This window comes from Pseudomonas sp. DY-1, from assembly GCF_003626975.1.
Classification (GTDB): domain Bacteria; phylum Pseudomonadota; class Gammaproteobacteria; order Pseudomonadales; family Pseudomonadaceae; genus Metapseudomonas.
Genome location: NZ_CP032616.1, coordinates 4,200,829 through 4,218,857, shown reverse-complemented (window position 1 = coordinate 4,218,857; position 18,029 = coordinate 4,200,829). Strand labels below are relative to the sequence as shown.

The following is an 18,029-nucleotide window of genomic DNA, read 5'->3' as shown; positions in this document are numbered from 1 at the left end:
CCGTTTGATTCGCCATCCGGCAGAATTCTGGCTAGTTGTGGGAAAAAGCTGCATATACTGTATGAATATACAGTTTGCGGAGTTCTTTCCATGCCAGCGCCCCTTCCTTCCCGTGGCCGTGGTACCGCCAGCAACCCTTTCAATCGCTTCGCTCCGACCACCTCGGTGGTAATGGATGACGGCTGGTTCCAGGAAGTACCGCCCAGCCGCGCCACCGAGGTAAGGCTGGAAACCGCGAAGAGCATCATCACCCGCAACCAGTCGCCGGACCTGCCGTTCGACCGTTCGGTGAATCCCTATCGCGGCTGTGAGCACGGCTGCATCTACTGCTATGCCCGACCCAGCCATGCTTATTGGGACATGTCGCCGGGGCTGGATTTCGAGACCCGGCTGATCGCCAAGACCAACGCCATTGCCCTGCTCGAACAACAGCTCTCCAAACCCGGTTACCAGTGCGCCCCGATCAACCTCGGCTCCAACACCGACCCTTATCAGCCCATCGAGCGGGAACATCGCCTCACCCGCCAGACCCTCGAAGTGCTGCTGCGCTATCGCCACCCGGTGACCATCGTCACCAAGGGTTCGCTGGTGCTGCGCGACCTCGACCTGCTAACCGAATTGGCGGAACAGAACCTGGTGGCGGTGATGATCAGCCTGACCACCCTCGATGACGAACTGAAACGCACCCTGGAGCCCCGCGCTGCAGCTCCGTCGGCACGCCTGAGGGCGATCCGTGTGCTCGGCGAGAACCGCATTCCGGTGGGTGTGCTTTGCTCGCCGATGATCCCGATGATCAACGACATGGAGCTAGAGAGCCTGCTGGAAGCGGCGCGCGACGCCGGAGCGAGGCAAGCGAACTACATGCTGCTGCGCCTACCCAGGGAGGTGGGTCCACTTTTCGAGGAGTGGCTGGAAGCGCACTACCCGCAGCGTGCGGCTCATGTGATGAGCATCATCCGCCAGTGCCGCGGCGGAGAAATCTACGACAGCCGTTTCGGTCACCGCTTCAAGGGCGAGGGCCCGTTCGCGGAACTGCTGGCCCAGCGTTTCGCCGTGGCCATTCGCAAGCTTGGACTCAATCGCCGGCGCGACTATGAACTGGATTGTTCGCGCTTCTGTCCGCCCGGTGGACAAATGTCGTTACTTTGAGGTGTGACTCGGCGGGTGGTAACAACAGTCCTGTAGGAATTCAAATGCCGGCAATCAGTAGATAATGAGCGGCATAAAAGACAATTCCTACGATGACCGAGGTTGGCAGCATGAGCAACGAGCACGACAAGCTGGGCAGTGAAAGTGCCGAAGAGGCCCTGCGGAACATAGTCGAGGGCTTCCAGCGGTTCCGCGATGAAGTCTTCCCGCAACAGGAAGAACTGTTCAAGAAGCTCGCGCATGAACAGAAACCGCGCGCCATGTTCATCACCTGCGCCGACTCGCGCATCGTCCCCGAACTGATTACCCAGAGTTCCCCGGGCGACCTCTTCGTCACCCGTAACGTCGGCAACGTGGTTCCGCCATATGGGCAGATGAACGGCGGTGTCTCCACCGCGATCGAGTTCGCGGTGATGGCTCTTGGCGTTCATCACATCATCATCTGCGGCCACTCCGACTGCGGCGCCATGAAGGCGGTGCTGGACCCGCAGACCCTGGAACGCATGCCTACCGTAAAAGCCTGGCTGCGCCATGCCGAGGTGGCGAAGATCGTGGTGCAGGAAAACTGCGGCTGCGCCAACCACGAGACCCTGGAAGTGCTCACCGAAGAGAACGTGGTGGCCCAACTCGACCACCTGCGCACCCACCCCTCGGTGGCGGCGCGCCTGGCCAGCGGCCAGTTGTTCATCCACGGTTGGGTCTATGACATCGAGACGTCGGTGATCAAGGCATACGACGCCGAGCAGGGCCGCTTCCGCCCCATCGGCGACGGTCCGCTGCCGATGGCCACGCCGCGGCCGCGCTACCTGGCGGAGTGATGAAAAAGGGGCTGCTGATGCAGCCCTTTTTTGCGGCGCCTTTGTTTTTTTCCGGCCCGTCCCCAGCCTTCTGGTGAATGAATCCGCTCCTGCCGGATCGCGCCGGGGGTGAGCAGTCACTGTCACGAAAACTGTGGCAACCGGCCACTACCCGTTCGTCTGGAATGCCCGTTCCAGAGCCTCTCGTTCAGTTTCGATTAAGTTTTTTCCGCTAGGGTCGAATGCGCTGTGACCGGCTGGTCACATGGCATTCTGCCGTTATTCGGCAGGTCATCCGGGCCTGTGGCCCGTGCGGAGCAACAAGCTGAACCCTAAGGAGGAACCATGACCCATACGACAAGCACGATCACGCCAGGCGCCCGCGCATCCAGCGAAGCCGAGGGCGCCGAAGCTGCGCTCGGTGCACTGGTCGACGGCTTCATGCGCTTTCGCAGCGATGTCTTTCCCCAACAGCAAGCGCTGTTTCGGAAGCTCGCCCACCAGCAGAACCCGAGGGCAATGTTCATCACCTGCGCCGACTCGCGCATTGTTCCTGAGCTGATCACCCAGAGTTCGCCCGGCGACCTCTTCGTCACCCGCAATGTCGGTAACGTCGTGCCGCCCTATGGCCAAATGAATGGCGGCGTTTCCACGGCCATCGAGTATGCGGTTATGGCCCTGGGCGTACAGCACATCATCGTCTGCGGCCATTCCGACTGCGGGGCGATGAAAGCGGTACTGAACCCGCAGGCACTGGAGCGTATGCCCACGGTCAAGGCGTGGCTGCGTCACGCCGAGGTGGCTCGCACGATGCTGGCTGAGAGCTGCAATTGCCAGGTCCATGAGCAATTGCCGGTACTGACCGAAGAAAACGTGGTGGCCCAACTCGATCATCTGCGCACCCATCCCTCGGTAGCGGCACGCGTAGCCAGCGGTCAGCTGTTCATCCATGGCTGGGTCTACGACATCGAGCATTGCGCTATTCGCGCCTATGACGCCGTGCTCGGTCGGTTCCGGCCGCTGGACGACAGCACTCCCCCCATGGCGACGCCCAAGGCTCGCTACCAGACCTGGTGAAACAGGCTCCGCCAGAGAGCCGATCACACCCTTCCTTCTGCCTGCCCGATGCCGCGCATTCCGCCCGGTGTCGAGTTCACTCATGCGCCGAAACTGCAGGAGAAACGCGCGATGAACCTTGCGTCACTAAAAACCTCTCTGCCACGGGATGCCCTCGCGTCCTTCGTGGTCTTTCTGGTCGCCCTGCCCCTGTGCATGGGTATCGCCATCGCTTCCGGCATGCCTCCGGCCAAGGGGCTGGTCACTGGCATCGTCGGTGGTTTGCTGGTGGGTTGGCTGGCGGGCTCGCCGCTCCAGGTCAGTGGCCCGGCAGCCGGGCTGGCCGTACTGGTCTTCGAGCTGGTGCGCAGCCATGGCATTGCGATGCTTGGGCCAATCCTGCTGCTGGCCGGACTGTTCCAGTTGGTGGCCGGACGCCTGCGGCTGGGCTGCTGGTTTCGTGTCACTGCGCCAGCGGTGGTCTACGGCATGCTCGCCGGTATCGGCGTGCTAATCGTGTTGTCCCAGCTTCACGTGATGTTCGATGCCAAACCCATGGCGTCGGGGCTGGAAAATCTGCTGGCCTTCCCCGCGACCTTGGGTGAAGCCCTGCCCGGCCTGGGGAGCGGAGACGGGTTGGCCGCTGCTTTGCTCGGTCTCGGCACCATTGTTTCTATCCTGCTTTGGGAGAAGCTGCGTCCGCAGGGACTGCGCTTCCTGCCCGGTGCATTGGTGGGCGTGGCCTTCGCGACCCTGACCAGCTTGTGGCTGGGACTGGAAGTGCGTCGTGTGGAGGTGCCCGCGACGCTGTCGGACGCCATCGACTGGGTGCAGCCAGTCGACCTGATGCGCCTGGCCGAACCATCGTTGCTGCTGGCTGCACTCGTGTTGGCCTTCATCGCCAGTGCCGAAACCCTGTTGTCCGCCGCCGCGGTTGATCGCATGCACAACGGCCCACGCTCCAACCTCGATCGCGAGCTGTCGGCCCAGGGCATCGGCAACATGATATGTGGTGCGTTGGGTGCCCTGCCCATGACAGGTGTGATCGTGCGCAGCTCGGCCAACGTCCAGGCCGGCGCCCGCACTCGTCTGTCCACGGTACTGCATGGCGTCTGGTTGCTTGCCTTTGTCGCATTGCTGCCAATGGTGCTGCAAAGCATCCCGGTGGCGGCACTTGCGGCGGTGCTGGTGCACACCGGTTTCAAGCTGGTAGACCTGAAGGCGGTGCGAAATCTCGGCCACTATGGCCGCATGCCAATGTTCATCCACGGCGCCACAGCGTTCGGCATCGTCGCGGTCGATCTTCTCAGCGGCGTGCTGCTGGGCTTTGCCCTGACGTTGACGAAGCTGGCGTGGAAGGCCTCGCGCCTTAAGATCAGCCTGGTCCAGGGCGAGCCCGGCCATGCCGAGCTGCGCCTGGTGGGGGCGGCCACTTTTCTCAAGGTGCCGCGTCTGTCCCATGTGCTGGAGAGTGTCAGTCCGAAGACGCGGCTGCACGTTCCGATGGAGCATCTGAGCTACATCGATCACGCGTGCATGGAGTTGCTGGAAGATTGGGGACGCGCTGCGCGTCAGCAGGGAGGTGCCCTGCTGATCGAACAGCACGCGCTCAACAGACGGCTCGAAGGTCGTCTGGCCCGGGTGGGGTAATGCTCTAGTTGCGGCTCAACCTGTCGCGCGCTGGCCTGGGTTGAGTTCCAGGCCGACGCCCAGTTGCTCGGACATGCACGGCCAGCGTTTCCACGCTTCTTCCACCTTGGGGTCGTGCAGCTGCTGGCGATAGGCCTGGGCCGAGGGTTGGCTGAACACGTCCTCATCCAGCAGGCCGTCCACGGCGTGATGTACGGCTTCGTCCAACTGGTTGGCAAAGGGTTCGCCGATCAATTGGTGGGCGATCAGGTTGGCCACCGTGGTGTCCAGCGGGATCAGTGGCTGGCCGAAGTGGACGATGTAGCGGTCGTTGACTTCCTCCACCAGGCGATGGGCCAGGTAGGCCTCGTCGAGCAGGCCTTCCAGGCCATCGTGGCCGGCCATCAGGGCGGGTGGTTGCAGGAAGAACTGTTCGGCGACCTTGAGTACCGGCTTGATGCGGGACTCGATGCCGGCTTCGCGGGCGACAGTGGCGGCGGCGTCCAGCACGTCCGGAACCTGCTCCACATAGGCAGCGATGAAGCGGGTGAGCACGCCTTGGGCGTCTTCTGCCGGCAGGCGAATGGCGGGGTGAAGGCTGGCAATCTGGGTTTCGAGGATCTGGCTGAGTTGCGTTGAGGCAGCTTCGTTCTCAAGGGCGCGCTGGATGACTTCGCGCAGTGCGGCGGTGTTCATGACTGCTCCTGAAAAGGACATGGCGGTTCGATGGATTGCGAGGTGAAGCAGAGACCTTAGCTCGCCCTGAGGAACTGCTAAGACCGGATTGTCATAATCGCTTCACAGTTATTCGGGCGCGCTATAAAAGCACTTTGCCATCCACTGGTGGCCCGCGCCAGCCGTGGCGTTTAGGACAAGGCTTACGCGCCTTCAGCCATTTTCTGCGGCGCGTTGCGCAGCCGAAGTCCCTGTCTATACTCCGACTCGAAAGGCATTACCTGATGGAACCCGACTGTGCACCTGCGTGCCGAGGTCGGCGGTCCGAGTGCGGTAGTCCGGACAGCCGTCCCCAAGCCGTTGGCCCAGCCGGCGGGATAACAAGAACGAGAAGGGGAACCCGCAATGATGCGACATCCACGAGTCTGGATGGGACTCCTGCTGCTGTCTGTTCTCAGCCAGGCGGAGGCTGCCTGGACAGTCAACATGGCGCCCGGTGCTACCGAGGTCAGCCGCACCGTTTTCGATCTGCACATGACCATCTTCTGGATCTGCGTCGTTATCGGCGTATTGGTCTTCGGTGCCATGTTCTGGTCGATGATTATCCACCGCCGTTCCACCGGCCAGCAGCCGGCGCATTTCCACGAGAGCACAACGGTGGAAATCCTCTGGACCGTCGTGCCCTTCGTCATCCTCGTGCTGATGGCGGTGCCGGCGACCAAGACCCTGATCGACATCTACGACACCTCCGAGTCGGGACTGGATGTGCAGGTCACGGGTTACCAGTGGAAGTGGCACTACAAGTACCTGGGCCAGGACGTGGAGTTCTTCAGCAACCTGGCCACGCCCGCCGAGCAGATCAATAACAAGGCGCCGAAGGACGAGCATTACCTGCTGGAAGTCGACCAGCCCCTGGTGGTGCCGGTTGGCACCAAGGTGCGCTTCCTGATCACCGCCGCCGACGTGATCCACTCCTGGTGGGTGCCGGCGCTGGCGGTGAAGAAAGATGCGATCCCCGGCTTCGTCAACGAATCCTGGACCCGCATCGAGAAGCCGGGCATCTACCGTGGCCAGTGCACGGAGTTGTGCGGCAAGGACCACGGCTTCATGCCCATCGTGGTCGAGGCCAAGTCCCAGGAGGACTTCGCCAAGTGGCTGGCCGCGCGCAAGGAAGAGACCGCCAAGCTCAAGGAGCTGACCGACAAGGAATGGTCCCTGGACGAACTGGTTGCGCGAGGCGACAAGGTCTACCACACGACCTGTGCCGCCTGTCACCAGCCTGAAGGTCAGGGCATGCCGCCCATGTTCCCGGCGCTGAAGGGCTCGAAGATCGCCACCGGGCCGAAGGAAGACCACCTGAACATCGTCTTCCACGGCAAGCCGGGTACCTCCATGGCCGCCTTCGGCAAGCAGCTCTCCGAAGTCGATATCGCCGCCGTCATCACTTACGAGCGCAACGCCTGGGGCAACAACAAGGGCGACATGGTGACGCCCAAGGAAGTGCTGGCTCTGAAACAGGCGGAAAGCCAATGAAGAAGACACCGGCCTATATGGAGACTGACATGAGTGCAGTGATCGACCACGATCATGCCGGGCATGATCACCACCACGGTCCGGCCAAGGGCCTGATGCGCTGGGTGCTGACCACCAACCACAAGGACATCGGCACGATGTACCTGTGGTTCAGCTTCGCCGCGTTCCTGCTGGGCGGCTCGATGGCGATGGTGATTCGCGCCGAGCTGTTCCAGCCCGGCCTGCAGATCGTGCAGCCGGAGTTCTTCAACCAGATGACCACCATGCACGGCCTGATCATGGTGTTTGGCGCCGTGATGCCGGCCTTCGTCGGCCTGGCCAACTGGATGATCCCGCTGATGATCGGCGCGCCGGACATGGCGCTGCCGCGGATGAACAACTTCAGCTTCTGGCTGCTGCCGGCTGCCTTCGGCCTGCTGGTCAGCACGTTGTTCTCCGCCGGCGGAGGGCCCAACTTCGGCTGGACCTTCTACGCGCCGTTATCCACGACCTACGCGCCGGAAAGCGTGACCTTCTTTATCTTCGCCATCCACCTGATGGGCATCAGCTCGATCATGGGGGCGATCAACGTGATCGCCACCATCCTCAACCTGCGCGCTCCGGGCATGACCCTGATGAAGATGCCGCTGTTCGTCTGGACCTGGCTGATCACCGCCTTCCTGCTGATCGCGGTGATGCCGGTACTGGCCGGATGCGTGACGATGATGCTGATGGACATTCACTTCGGCACCAGCTTCTTCAGTGCTGCCGGCGGCGGTGACCCGGTGCTGTTCCAGCATGTGTTCTGGTTCTTCGGCCATCCTGAGGTGTACATCATGATCCTGCCCGCCTTCGGTGCGGTCAGCGCGATCATTCCGGCCTTCAGCCGCAAGCCGCTGTTCGGCTACACCTCGATGGTCTACGCCACGGCGTCGATTGCCTTTCTCTCGTTCATCGTCTGGGCGCACCACATGTTCACCGTGGGTATCCCGCTGACCGGTGAGCTGTTCTTCATGTTCGCCACAATGCTGATCGCCGTGCCCACCGGGGTGAAGGTGTTCAACTGGGTGAGCACCATGTGGGAAGGCTCGCTGACCTTCGAGACGCCCATGCTGTTCGCCGTGGCATTCGTCATCCTGTTCACCATCGGTGGCTTCTCCGGGTTGATGCTGGCCATTGCCCCGGCAGACTTCCAGTACCACGACACCTACTTCGTGGTGGCCCACTTCCACTACGTTCTGGTGCCTGGCGCCATCTTCGGCATCTTCGCCTCGGCCTACTACTGGCTGCCGAAATGGACTGGCCATATGTACGACGAGACCCTCGGCAAGCTGCACTTCTGGCTGAGCTTCGTCGGCATGAACATGGCGTTCTTCCCGATGCACTTCGTAGGGCTGGCAGGCATGCCGCGGCGGATTCCGGACTACAACCTGCAGTTCGCCGACTTCAACATGATCTCGTCCATCGGCGCCTTCAGCTTCGGCGCGACCCAGTTCCTCTTCCTGTTCATCGTCATCAAGTGCATCCGTGGCGGCAAGAAAGCCCCGGCCAAGCCCTGGGATGGCGCCGAGGGGCTGGAGTGGACGGTGCCTTCGCCGGCGCCTTACCACACCTTCACCACGCCACCGGAAGTGAAGTGAAATGAACGGGGAATTGAGCACTCGCCGCCTGATCCAGCGCCTTTTGGTGCTGGTGGTGGCGATGTTCGGCTTCGGTTTTGCCCTGGTGCCGATCTACGACGTGATGTGCCAGGCCTTCGGCATCAATGGCAAGACCACGGGCTCGGCCTACGAGGGAGCGCAGTCCGAGGACCAGCAACGTCAGGTGCGGGTGCAGTTCCTCGCCACCAACGCGGCAGGGATGAGCTGGGAATTTCGCCCCAGGGCGGATGACCTGGTGGTGCATCCGGGCGCGAGCAACGAGATGCTGTTCGTCGCCTACAACCCGACCGACAAGCCAATGACCGCCCAGGCGATTCCCAGCGTGGCGCCGTCCAAGGCGGCGGCCTTCTTCCACAAGACCGAATGCTTCTGCTTCACCCAGCAGGTCCTGCAGCCCGGCGAGCGCATCGAGATGCCGGTGCGCTTCATCGTCGACCGTGACCTGCCGGCCGATGTACATCACCTGACACTCGCTTACACGCTGTTCGATATCACCGCCCGCAAGCCACCAGTCGCCAGGAATGACGGCTGACGGGCCGATAAGGAGAACAACAACGATGGCTAGTCACGAGCAGTATTACGTCCCGGCCCAGAGCAAATGGCCGATCATTGCCACTATCGGCCTGCTGACAACGGTCTACGGCCTGGGCACCTGGTTCAACGACCTCAAGGCGGCGCGACCGGACTCCAACGGGCCGATCGTCTTCTTCGTCGGCGGCCTTATCCTGGCCTACATGCTGTTTGGTTGGTTCGGCAATGTGATCCGCGAAAGTCGCGGCGGCTTGTATAGCCCGCAGATGGATCGCTCCTTCCGCTGGGGCATGAGCTGGTTCATCTTCTCCGAGGTGATGTTCTTCGCCGCGTTCTTCGGTGCCCTCTTCTATATCCGCCACTTCGCCGGTCCCTGGCTCGGCGGTGAGGGTGCCAAGGGCGTCGCCAACATGCTGTGGCCAAACTTCGAGTACACCTGGCCGCTGCTGAACAACCCGGATTCCAAGCTGTTCCCTCCACCCAAGGCGGTGATCGACCCGTGGCACCTGCCGCTGATCAACACCCTCCTGCTGGTGACCTCCAGCTTCACCGTGACCTTTGCCCACCACGCGCTGCGCAAGAACAAGCGCGGTCCGCTCAAGCTGTGGCTGGCGGTGACCATCCTGCTGGGGCTGACCTTCCTGGGCTTCCAGGCCGAGGAGTACATCCACGCCTACAAGGAACTGGGGCTGACTCTCGGCTCGGGTATCTACGGCGCGACCTTCTTCATGCTCACCGGCTTCCACGGTGCCCACGTGACCATGGGCGCGTTGATCCTGACGGTGATGCTGGTGCGCATCCTGCGTGGCCACTTCGACGCCGAGCACCACTTCGGCTTCGAAGCGGCGGCCTGGTACTGGCACTTCGTGGACGTGGTGTGGATCGGACTGTTTACCTTCGTCTACGTACTTTGAAGATGTTGTGACGGCGGTGGCCAGAGGTGGGGACCTCTGGCTTACCAGGTGACATGGGAAACGAACTGGCCGCTGTAGAAACCCCAGGCAATGAGTGCCAGGGTCAGGGCGGTCAGAACTACACGAACCGTTAGCGCATTGACCACGCGGGAGCTGCGGCCTTCGTCCTTGACCAGGAAGAAAAGGCCGCTGAACAGGCTGACCACTGTGGCAAGCAACATGAGGACGATCGCAGCCTTGAGCATGCGTGACTCCGGGGGAAGGGGGATGTTGTGCAGTATAGCCAGCCCTGTTCAGCGTCACGGACGACGCCCATGAGTGCATTCCGGCCCGGCTTGGTACCTACCCTGGTGGTACTCGCGCTGTTGCCGGTGCTGATCGGCCTGGGCTTCTGGCAGCTGTCCCGTGCAGAGGAAAAACGCCAGCTGCTGGCTGCCGCCGAGGCCCGCCGTATCTCCGCCCCGCTCGCCTTAGATGACTTCCTCACCAGTGCCAACCCCGCCTACCTGCGGGTGCGCCTACACGGGCATTTCGATGCTGCGCACAGCCTGCTGCTGGACAGCCGCATCCGGGATGGCAAGGCTGGGGTTGAGCTGCTGCAACCCTTCCAGGACGACTCGAGCGGCCGTTGGCTGCTGGTCAACCGTGGCTGGCTGCCCTGGCCTGATCGCCGCGTCGCGCCCATCTTCAGCACCCCTGATGGCGTTCAGCAACTGACAGCCTGGGCCTACGTGCCGCCGGGCGTAGCGTTCGAACTCAAACACCTTGAAGCGAGCGGCTGGCCGCAACTGGTCAGCCAAGTGGATGCCGTCGCCCTCTGGCAGAGCCTGGGCCGCAATGGCGTGCCTCTTGAGCTGCGCCTGGAGGAAGGCCCGGCGGCGTACCGCACCGACTGGCCCGTGGTCGCCATGGGACCGGAAAAACACCTCGGCTACGCCGTGCAATGGTTCGCCCTGGCGACCGCTCTGCTCGGCCTGTTCATTTACTTCGGATTGCGCAAAGGACGGGAAAACAACAATGAACCCAGTACTCGCCATGCCTGAGAACGCACCGCCACGGCGCCGTGGTCGCATCCAGCTGCTGCTGATCCTGATGGTGGTGATCGGTCCGATGCTGCTGGCCACGGCCATGTACAAGTTCAGCTTCTGGGTGCCTGAGGGGCGCAGTTATCACGGCACACTCATTGGCAATGGCCAGACCATCGCCGAACTGGGTGTGCGGGACGCGATGCCAGAGCAAACCTGGCAACTGCTGGTCACCGCCCCGGTAGGTTGCGAGCAGGATTGCCAGCAAATGGTGTTCGTCGCGCGGCAGATCCACATCGGTCTGGGGCGTGATGCCTCTCGTGCCAGTCATGCCGTGGCCGTTACCGGGATGCCGGCCGACTACGCCGAAAAACTCAAACAGGAATATCCACGCCTCAAGCGCTATGGCCTGGAACCGGCCACCTACAGCAAGGCCACCGAGAACCTCGGTGGTGCCCAGTTGTGGATCGTCGACCCCCACGGCAATCTCGTCCTGCGTTACGACGGCACCACCAAAGGCAAGAAGATCCTCAACGACCTGCGTCACCTGCTGAAGCTTTCCAATATCGGTTGAACGACCCCTTTCTCCGGAAAGGTGAGGAGCGGCTGCTGTGGACAAGTACAAGAACCGGCCCGGATTTCACTTCGCCTTGTTCGCCACCCTGCTGGCGGTAGTGGTGGTGCTATTGGGCGCCTATACCCGCCTGACTCACGCCGGCCTCGGCTGCCCGGACTGGCCGGGCTGCTATGGCTTCATCAGCGTGCCGCAGTCCGAGGCCCAGCTGGCCCACGCCGAAGCCAACTTCCCCCACGCACCCGTGGAAGCGGATAAAGGCTGGAACGAGATGGTCCACCGCTACTTCGCCGGAACCCTCGGCCTGGTGATCCTTGGCCTGGCTATCCATGCCGTGAGCTTGCGCGGCCGTGACGGTCAGCCGCTGAAGCTACCGCTGCTGCTGGTGGTTGTGGTCGTCGCCCAGGCCGCGTTCGGCATGTGGACGGTGACTCTGCAACTCTGGCCGCAGGTGGTCACTGCGCACCTGTTGGGAGGATTCACCACGCTGTCCCTGCTGCTGCTGCTTTCCTTGCGCCTGTCCAATGCCTTCCCTGCCCTGGCGCTGCCTGCTCGGCTGCGACGCTGGGCGGCATTGGGGCTGGCACTGGCGATCGGGCAGATCGCTTTGGGCGGCTGGGTCAGTTCCAACTATGCGGCGGTTGCCTGCGTCGACCTGCCCACCTGCCATGGGCAGTGGTGGCCGGCGATGGACTTCGCCAACGGCTTCCACCTGACCCAGCACATCGGCCCCAACTACCTGGGCGGCCAGCTCGACAGTGACGCCCGCACCGCCATTCACATGACGCATCGTCTCGGCGCTCTAGCCGTGACCCTGGTGCTGCTGGCCCTCGCCTGGCAGTTGCGCGGCGCGGGCCTGCCGCGTCTTGCCGGATTGCTGCTGGCTGCCCTGTGCCTGCAGATAGGTCTGGGCATCAGCAACGTGCTGTTCCATCTGCCGCTCCCGGTGGCGGTCGCCCACAACGGCGGCGGCGCGTTGCTGCTGCTGGTGCTGGTTTCGGTCAACTACCGGGTGCGCGCTTCAGCACTTCTTGTAGGAGCGAGCTCTGCTCGCGAACGCGGGATTGCCGGGGATTCGCGAGCAGAGCTCGCTCCTACGGCGATCACTTCGCACAGTAAATAAGGAGAACACGCCATGGCCACTCTGCTCAGCCAAGGACACAGCCAGGCCCGTGCCAGCTGGCGCGACTACCTGGAACTGACCAAACCCAAGGTGGTGGTGCTGATGCTCATCACTTCCCTGGTCGGCATGTTCCTCGCCACCCGCGCCGGTGTGCCCTGGACAGTGCTGCTGTTCGGCAACCTCGGCATCGGCCTGTGTGCCGGTGCGGCGGCGGCGGTCAACCATGTGGTGGACCGACGCATCGACTCGATCATGGCGCGCACGCTGAAGCGGCCCGTGGTCAACGGTCGCGTCTCGCCGACTGCGGCATTGGGATTCGCCTTCGTCCTGGCGGTGCTCGGCCAGGCTCTGCTGCTGGCCTTCACCAACGAGCTGACCGCCTGGCTGACCCTGGCTTCACTGGTGGGTTACGCGGTGCTCTATACCGGATTTCTCAAGCGCGCCACGCCGCAGAACATCGTCATCGGCGGCCTGGCCGGCGCTGCACCACCACTGCTCGGCTGGGTCGCCGTGACCGGCCATCTCACCGCAGAGCCGCTACTGTTGGTACTGATCATCTTCGCCTGGACCCCACCGCACTTCTGGGCGCTCGCCATTCATCGCAAAGAGGAATACGCCAAGGCCGATATCCCGATGCTGCCGGTGACCCACGGTGAGCACTACACCAAGGTGCACATCCTGCTCTATACGCTGGTGATGTTCGCGGTGAGCCTGCTGCCCTATGCCATCCACATGAGCGGCGTGCTCTATCTGGTTTGCGCGGTGGCCCTGGGTGCGCGCTTCCTGCAATGGGCCTGGGTGCTGTACCGTGACAGCCGACCGCACGCCGCGATCAAGACCTTCAAGTACTCTATCGCCTACCTCTTCCTGCTGTTCATCGCCCTGCTGGTGGACCACTACCTGATGCTGAACCTATGACCCGAATCCAGAAAACCGTCTTCGTCCTCGTCGCCCTGGTTGCCGTGGTGCTCGGCCTCACCGTGCACAAGGTCCTGACCAGCCAGGCTCAGGCCGACCCGACCAAGTTGCTCGATGCCGGCATCGTCCTGCTGCCGCAGAGCCGCACCCTGCCGGCGCTGGAAATGACCAACCAGGACGGTGAAAAGATGCGCGTCGACCAGTTCAAGGACAAGTGGAGCCTGGTGTTCTTCGGCTACACCTTCTGCCCGGACATCTGCCCCACCACGCTGGCGCAGATGCGCGAACTCAAGGGCCTGCTGCCGGAGGCGGCGCGCAACAACCTGCAGATCATCCTCGTCAGCGTCGACCCAAGCCGCGACACGCCGCAACAGCTAAAGCAGTACCTGGGCTACTTTGACCCGGCCTTCATTGGCCTGACCGCCGACCTGCCGACCCTGCAGAAACTCTCCAATGCGGTAAGCATCCCCTTCATCCCGGCTGACACCAGCAAGGAAAACTACACCGTGGACCACAGCGGCAACCTGGTGGTCCTGGGCCCTGACGGCACCCAGCGCGGTTTCATCCGTTCGCCGCTGAACAATCAGAAGCTCAAGGAACAACTGCCGGGGCTGGTGACGCCGAAGGGCTGAGCTCAGGGCCGCTTCGCACCCCTTGGCGAATGAATTCGCCCCTACAGGTGGCGCTGCCCACCGATACCTCGGCACCCACAAAAAAGCCCGCTCAATCGAGCGGGCTTTTTCATTCAGCGCGAAGTGATCAGAACGCCGGCACTACGGCGCCCTTGTACTTCTCCTCGATGAACTTCTTCACCTCGGGGCTGTTCAGGGCCTTGGCCAGTTTCTGCATGTCGGCGCTGGCCTTGTTGTCCTCGCGGGCAACCAGAATGTTCACGTAGGGCGAGTCGCTGCCTTCGATCACCAAGGCGTCCTTGGTGGGGTTCAGCTTGGCTTCCAGCGCGTAGTTGGTGTTGATCAGCGCCAGGTCCACCTGGTTCAGCACGCGCGGCAGGGTGGCGGCTTCCAGTTCACGCACCTTGATGCCCTTCGGATTCTCGACGATGTCCTTCGGGGTGGCGGTGATGCTGGTGTTGTCCTTCAACTTGATCACGCCGGCCTTGTCCAGCAGCAGCAGGGCGCGGCCGCCGTTGGTGGCGTCGTTGGGGATGACCACCTGGGCGCCTTCCGGCAGTTCGGCCAGGGACTTCACCTTGCTGGAATAAGCGCCGAAGGGCTCGACGTGCACGCCAACCACGGATACCAGCTTCACCTTGGTCTGACGGGCCTTGTTGAACTCATCCAGGTAGGGCTGGTGCTGGAAGAAGTTGGCGTCGAGGCGGCCTTCGGCAACCTGCACGTTGGGCTGCACGTAGTCGGTGAAGACCTTCACCTGCAGGTCCACGCCTTCCTTCGCCAGCTGCGGCTTGATGAACTCGAGGATTTCCGCATGAGGCACCGGGGTAGCGGCGACTTTCAGCGTGTCGGCCTGGGCGGAGAGGGCGGTCAGTGCGGCGAAGGCCACCAGCAATTTCTTCATGAACGGCTCCTTTTGGGAAGTCATCGGGCCGGCGCGGATGGCGCCGGCACCAGGTCATTTACGGGAAAAATGCACCACCAGCTTGTCGCCGACGGTTTGCAGGATCTGTACGAGCACCAGCAGCAGGACCACGGTGACCACCATCACGTCGGTCTGGAAGCGCTGGTAGCCGAAGCGGATGGCCAGGTCGCCGAGGCCACCCGCGCCCACCACACCCGCCATGGCGGTGTAGGACACCAGCGTGATGGCGGTGACCGTGATGGCGGCGAAGATGCCCGGCCGCGCTTCCGGCAGCAGGGCGTTCCAGATGATCTGGCGCGTGGTGGCGCCCATGGCCTGGGTGGCTTCGAGAATGCCGCGGTCCACCTCGCGCAAGGCAGTTTCCACCAGGCGTGCGAAGAACGGCGTGGCACCCACCACCAGCGGTGGAATGGCACCGGCGACACCCAGGGAGGTGCCAGTGATGAACACGGTGAACGGGATCATCACGATCAGCAGGATGATGAAGGGCAGTGAGCGCAGCACGTTCACCAGAAGCGACAGCAGACCGTAGATGGTCTTCTGCTCGAACAGCTGGCGCGGGCCGGTAAGGAACAGCAGCACGCCCAGCGGCAGGCCCAGCAGCACGGTGAACAGCAGCGAGCCACCCAGCATCAGGAAGGTGTCGAGGGTGGCGAGCCAGATTTCGTACCAGTCGATATTGGCGAGCAAGGCTTCCATCAGCGCAGGATCTCCAGGTGCACGTCCGCCGCGCGGAAGCAGCCAAGCGCGGCGTCGATGTCGCCGCCGGCCAGGGCCAGGGTCAGTTGGCCGTAGGGGGTGTCCTTGATGCGGTCGATGCGGCCGGCAAGGATGCTGTAGTCGACGCCGGTCTGGCGCGCGACGGTGCCCAGCAGCGGGGCGTAGGTAGCTTCGCCACGGAAGGTCAGGCGCAGGATGCGGCCGCTGACGTGGGTGAAGTCGTCACGCTGCTCGCCTTCGTCGACCTGCTCATCTTCCAGCACGAAGCGCTGGGTGGTGGTGTGCTGGGGATGCAGGAACACATCGGCTACCGTGCCCTGCTCGACGATCACGCCGCCGTCCATTACTGCCACGCGGTCGCACACCCGGCGGATCACATCCATCTCGTGGGTGATGAGGACGATGGTGAGCTTCAGTTCGCGGTTGATCTCGGCAAGCAGTTGCAGCACCGAGGCCGTGGTCTGCGGGTCGAGGGCACTGGTGGCCTCGTCGCAGAGCAGGATTTTCGGCTGCGTAGCCAGGGCTCGGGCAATGCCCACGCGCTGCTTCTGGCCGCCAGAGAGTTGCGCCGGGTACTTGCGGGCGTGGTCACTGAGGCCCACGCGGGCCAGCAGTTCGGCGACGCGTCGATCGATCTCGGTGCGCGACAGCTCGCCTGCCAGCTTCAGGGGCAAGGCGACGTTCTCGGCGACGGTCTTGGACGACAGCAGGTTGAAGTGCTGGAAGATCATTCCGACGCGCTGGCGGAAGCGGCGCAGGCCTTCGCTGTCCAGGGCGGTAATGTCGTCGCCGTCGATGACGATGCGACCGCCGGTGGGCTCTTCAAGGCGGTTGATCAGGCGCAGCAGGGTGCTCTTGCCGGCACCCGAATGGCCGATCAGGCCGAATACTTCGCCGCTCTGAATGGCGAGGTCGGTCGGCTGCAGGGCCGGGATTTCGCGGCCTTCAACGCGGTACGCCTTGTGGACGTTATGGAATTCGATCACTGCGGAAACCTTGTGGGTTCGTCGTTAGCCGGATCGGCTAAAAACCGGCAAGTTTACCTGCTGGCACATAGGCACAGAAAATCTTTCTGGACCTAAGGCTATAGCAACGAGGAATAAGCGACAGGTGGACTTCGTGCAGTCTAGTCGCCGCCCGGCAGGGGCGTTCAGTGGCGGGGGCTGAGCACCAGGCGCGGGACCTGGTCGGGCTTCAGGGCCTGGCTGTACTGCGTCTTGAAACCAGGGTCGAGTTTCTTCACCCGTGCCGACAGCAGGGCGGCGACCCATGGATAGTCCTTGGCCTCGCGCACCTGAATCTGCACGGCGCAATCGTGAGCGACGATATCGGCGGCCACACCATCCAGCAGGCGACGCAGGTTCTCGTTGTCATCACGGTCGAGCTGGGGCATTTCCACCAGCGGCGGTAAGGCGCGCAGCGGTTTGGCGGCCTGGGCGACGGGTTTTTCACCCTCGGGGGCGTTGGGCAGTGTGGCGTTCGCCTGGATGGCGGCGGCTTGGCGCTCGGCGGCTTCGCGCAACTGGCGGGCCTGTTCCAGGCGCGCTGCGTTTTCCTTGGCAGCTGCGGCTTCGCTGGCGCGGCGGGCCTGCTCTGCGCGAGCTTCGGCGTCCTCACGGGCCTTGTCGATGGCTCCGTCCAGTCCAGTGGTCAGGGCCGGCGCCTGAGGCATCAGGCTGCGGGCATGGCTGAGGGCCTTGGCGGCGTTGTCCAGGTCGCCCTGTTGCAGGGCGGCCTGGCCACGCTTCAGCCAGGCATCGGCGAGCTGGCGCTGATACTGCTCCAGGCGGGTATCGCCAGCGGCGCTACGCTCGAGGTCCTCGAGACGGGCTTCTGCTTCGGTGAGCTTGCCTTCGGTAAGGTCACGGTCGAGGTGTTGAAAGCTGCTCACCAGTTCGTCCGTTGGCAATTCGGCCACTTGCTGGGCGGTCTGGCAGGCGGCCAGCAGCAGGGAAAAGGCGACAACAGGCAGGCAACGAGTAGCGAACTGCTTCATTCCGGCGGGTCTCTGATTGCTCAAAAAACGCGCGATTCTACACTGCGGCACTCTTCAGGACAAAAAGTAGGGGCAAATCGGCCGCGAGGATGGCATTTCTGGAGGCATCCCAGCGGTCCTGGATATGTCATCCAGGCTCCTGTTCGATGCGCAGCTGCTGCACTATGGCCAGTCATAACGACAAGAACGGCG

The 18,029-nt window shown here is 63.0% G+C and carries 19 protein-coding genes; 13 read left to right on the top strand and 6 right to left on the bottom strand.

The genetic code is table 11. From position 1 onward, the window contains the following. Positions 1–90 precede the first annotated feature (90 nt). The 4 genes from D6Z43_RS19895 to D6Z43_RS19880 all read left to right on the top strand — a co-directional run bounded on the left by D6Z43_RS19895 (position 91) and on the right by D6Z43_RS19880 (position 4,652). Entirely contained in the window at positions 91–1,149 is a 1,059-nt protein-coding gene (locus D6Z43_RS19895) for a PA0069 family radical SAM protein (RefSeq protein ID WP_120653789.1), read from the top strand. Positions 1,150–1,259: 110 nt separating this feature from the next. Then, on the top strand, positions 1,260–1,967 hold the full coding sequence (locus D6Z43_RS19890; RefSeq protein ID WP_120655314.1) for a carbonic anhydrase: 708 nt from the start codon (positions 1,260–1,262) through the stop codon (positions 1,965–1,967). Positions 1,968–2,291: 324 nt separating this feature from the next. Continuing rightward, positions 2,292–3,023, top strand: a complete 732-nt coding sequence (locus D6Z43_RS19885) for a carbonic anhydrase (protein WP_120653788.1) — start codon at positions 2,292–2,294, stop codon at positions 3,021–3,023. Positions 3,024–3,134: 111 nt separating this feature from the next. Next, the gene (locus D6Z43_RS19880; RefSeq protein ID WP_120653787.1) at positions 3,135–4,652 is read left to right on the top strand and encodes a SulP family inorganic anion transporter; all 1,518 of its coding nucleotides are present in this window, start codon (positions 3,135–3,137) and stop codon (positions 4,650–4,652) included. Positions 4,653–4,667: 15 nt separating this feature from the next. Here the strand turns inward: D6Z43_RS19880 and D6Z43_RS19875 are convergent, their stop codons facing one another. Further along, on the bottom strand, positions 4,668–5,327 hold the full coding sequence (locus tag D6Z43_RS19875) for a hypothetical protein (RefSeq protein WP_120653786.1): 660 nt from the start codon (positions 5,325–5,327) through the stop codon (positions 4,668–4,670). 384 nt (positions 5,328–5,711) lie between these two features. Between D6Z43_RS19875 and coxB the strand changes: the two genes are divergently transcribed. Genes coxB through D6Z43_RS19855 form a run of 4 tightly spaced genes read left to right on the top strand, consistent with a single transcriptional unit; the run spans position 5,712 to position 9,924 of the window. Next, positions 5,712–6,839 carry a cytochrome c oxidase subunit II gene (gene coxB / locus D6Z43_RS19870; RefSeq protein WP_162945859.1) on the top strand — a complete coding sequence of 376 codons (1,128 nt, stop codon included), beginning with the start codon at positions 5,712–5,714 and terminating at the stop codon, positions 6,837–6,839. 29 nt (positions 6,840–6,868) lie between these two features. Next, positions 6,869–8,458, top strand: coding sequence for a cytochrome c oxidase subunit I (ctaD, locus tag D6Z43_RS19865; protein WP_120655313.1), 1,590 nt, complete (start codon positions 6,869–6,871; stop codon positions 8,456–8,458). A 1-nt stretch (position 8,459) separates the two neighbouring features. Further along, the gene (locus D6Z43_RS19860; RefSeq protein WP_120653784.1) at positions 8,460–9,011 is read left to right on the top strand and encodes a cytochrome c oxidase assembly protein; all 552 of its coding nucleotides are present in this window, start codon (positions 8,460–8,462) and stop codon (positions 9,009–9,011) included. A gap of 25 nt (positions 9,012–9,036) precedes the next feature. Then, positions 9,037–9,924 (top strand): cytochrome c oxidase subunit 3, encoded by an 888-nt coding sequence (locus tag D6Z43_RS19855; protein ID WP_120653783.1) that lies wholly within the window; start codon positions 9,037–9,039, stop codon positions 9,922–9,924. 41 nt (positions 9,925–9,965) lie between these two features. Here the strand turns inward: D6Z43_RS19855 and D6Z43_RS19850 are convergent, their stop codons facing one another. Then, positions 9,966–10,169 carry a twin transmembrane helix small protein gene (locus D6Z43_RS19850; RefSeq protein WP_120653782.1) on the bottom strand — a complete coding sequence of 68 codons (204 nt, stop codon included), beginning with the start codon at positions 10,167–10,169 and terminating at the stop codon, positions 9,966–9,968. Between the two features lie 69 nt (positions 10,170–10,238). Between D6Z43_RS19850 and D6Z43_RS19845 the strand changes: the two genes are divergently transcribed. From D6Z43_RS19845 to D6Z43_RS19825, 5 genes are read left to right on the top strand one after another with little or no spacing between them, the layout of a single operon-like run. Further along, positions 10,239–10,967 (top strand): SURF1 family protein, encoded by a 729-nt coding sequence (locus D6Z43_RS19845; RefSeq protein WP_120653781.1) that lies wholly within the window; start codon positions 10,239–10,241, stop codon positions 10,965–10,967. Beyond that, entirely contained in the window at positions 10,942–11,523 is a 582-nt protein-coding gene (locus D6Z43_RS19840; protein WP_120653780.1) for a hypothetical protein, read from the top strand. Before D6Z43_RS19845 ends, D6Z43_RS19840 begins: the two co-directional genes overlap by 26 nt. A 37-nt stretch (positions 11,524–11,560) precedes the next feature. Further along, the gene (locus D6Z43_RS19835; RefSeq protein WP_120653779.1) at positions 11,561–12,646 is read left to right on the top strand and encodes a heme A synthase; all 1,086 of its coding nucleotides are present in this window, start codon (positions 11,561–11,563) and stop codon (positions 12,644–12,646) included. 12 nt (positions 12,647–12,658) lie between these two features. After that, a complete protein-coding gene (gene cyoE, locus D6Z43_RS19830; protein ID WP_120653778.1) occupies positions 12,659–13,564 on the top strand; it encodes a heme o synthase in 906 nt (301 codons plus the stop codon). Beyond that, entirely contained in the window at positions 13,561–14,196 is a 636-nt protein-coding gene (locus tag D6Z43_RS19825; RefSeq protein ID WP_120653777.1) for an SCO family protein, read from the top strand. Before cyoE ends, D6Z43_RS19825 begins: the two co-directional genes overlap by 4 nt. Positions 14,197–14,323: 127 nt before the next feature. On the opposite strand, the gene D6Z43_RS19820 is transcribed toward D6Z43_RS19825, so the two are convergent. From D6Z43_RS19820 to D6Z43_RS19805, 4 genes are all read right to left on the bottom strand, one after another. Further along, positions 14,324–15,100 carry a MetQ/NlpA family ABC transporter substrate-binding protein gene (locus D6Z43_RS19820; protein ID WP_120653776.1) on the bottom strand — a complete coding sequence of 259 codons (777 nt, stop codon included), beginning with the start codon at positions 15,098–15,100 and terminating at the stop codon, positions 14,324–14,326. Positions 15,101–15,154: 54 nt separating this feature from the next. Further along, the gene (locus D6Z43_RS19815; RefSeq protein ID WP_120653775.1) at positions 15,155–15,820 is read right to left on the bottom strand and encodes a methionine ABC transporter permease; all 666 of its coding nucleotides are present in this window, start codon (positions 15,818–15,820) and stop codon (positions 15,155–15,157) included. Next, positions 15,820–16,827, bottom strand: a complete 1,008-nt coding sequence (locus tag D6Z43_RS19810) for a methionine ABC transporter ATP-binding protein (RefSeq protein ID WP_120653774.1) — start codon at positions 16,825–16,827, stop codon at positions 15,820–15,822. The genes D6Z43_RS19815 and D6Z43_RS19810 overlap by 1 nt, the downstream gene beginning before the upstream one ends. 164 nt (positions 16,828–16,991) lie before the next feature. After that, positions 16,992–17,837: a PA5502 family lipoprotein gene (locus tag D6Z43_RS19805; RefSeq protein WP_120653773.1), complete on the bottom strand. Its 846-nt coding sequence runs from the start codon at positions 17,835–17,837 to the stop codon at positions 16,992–16,994. Positions 17,838–18,029: the final 192 nt, after the last annotated feature.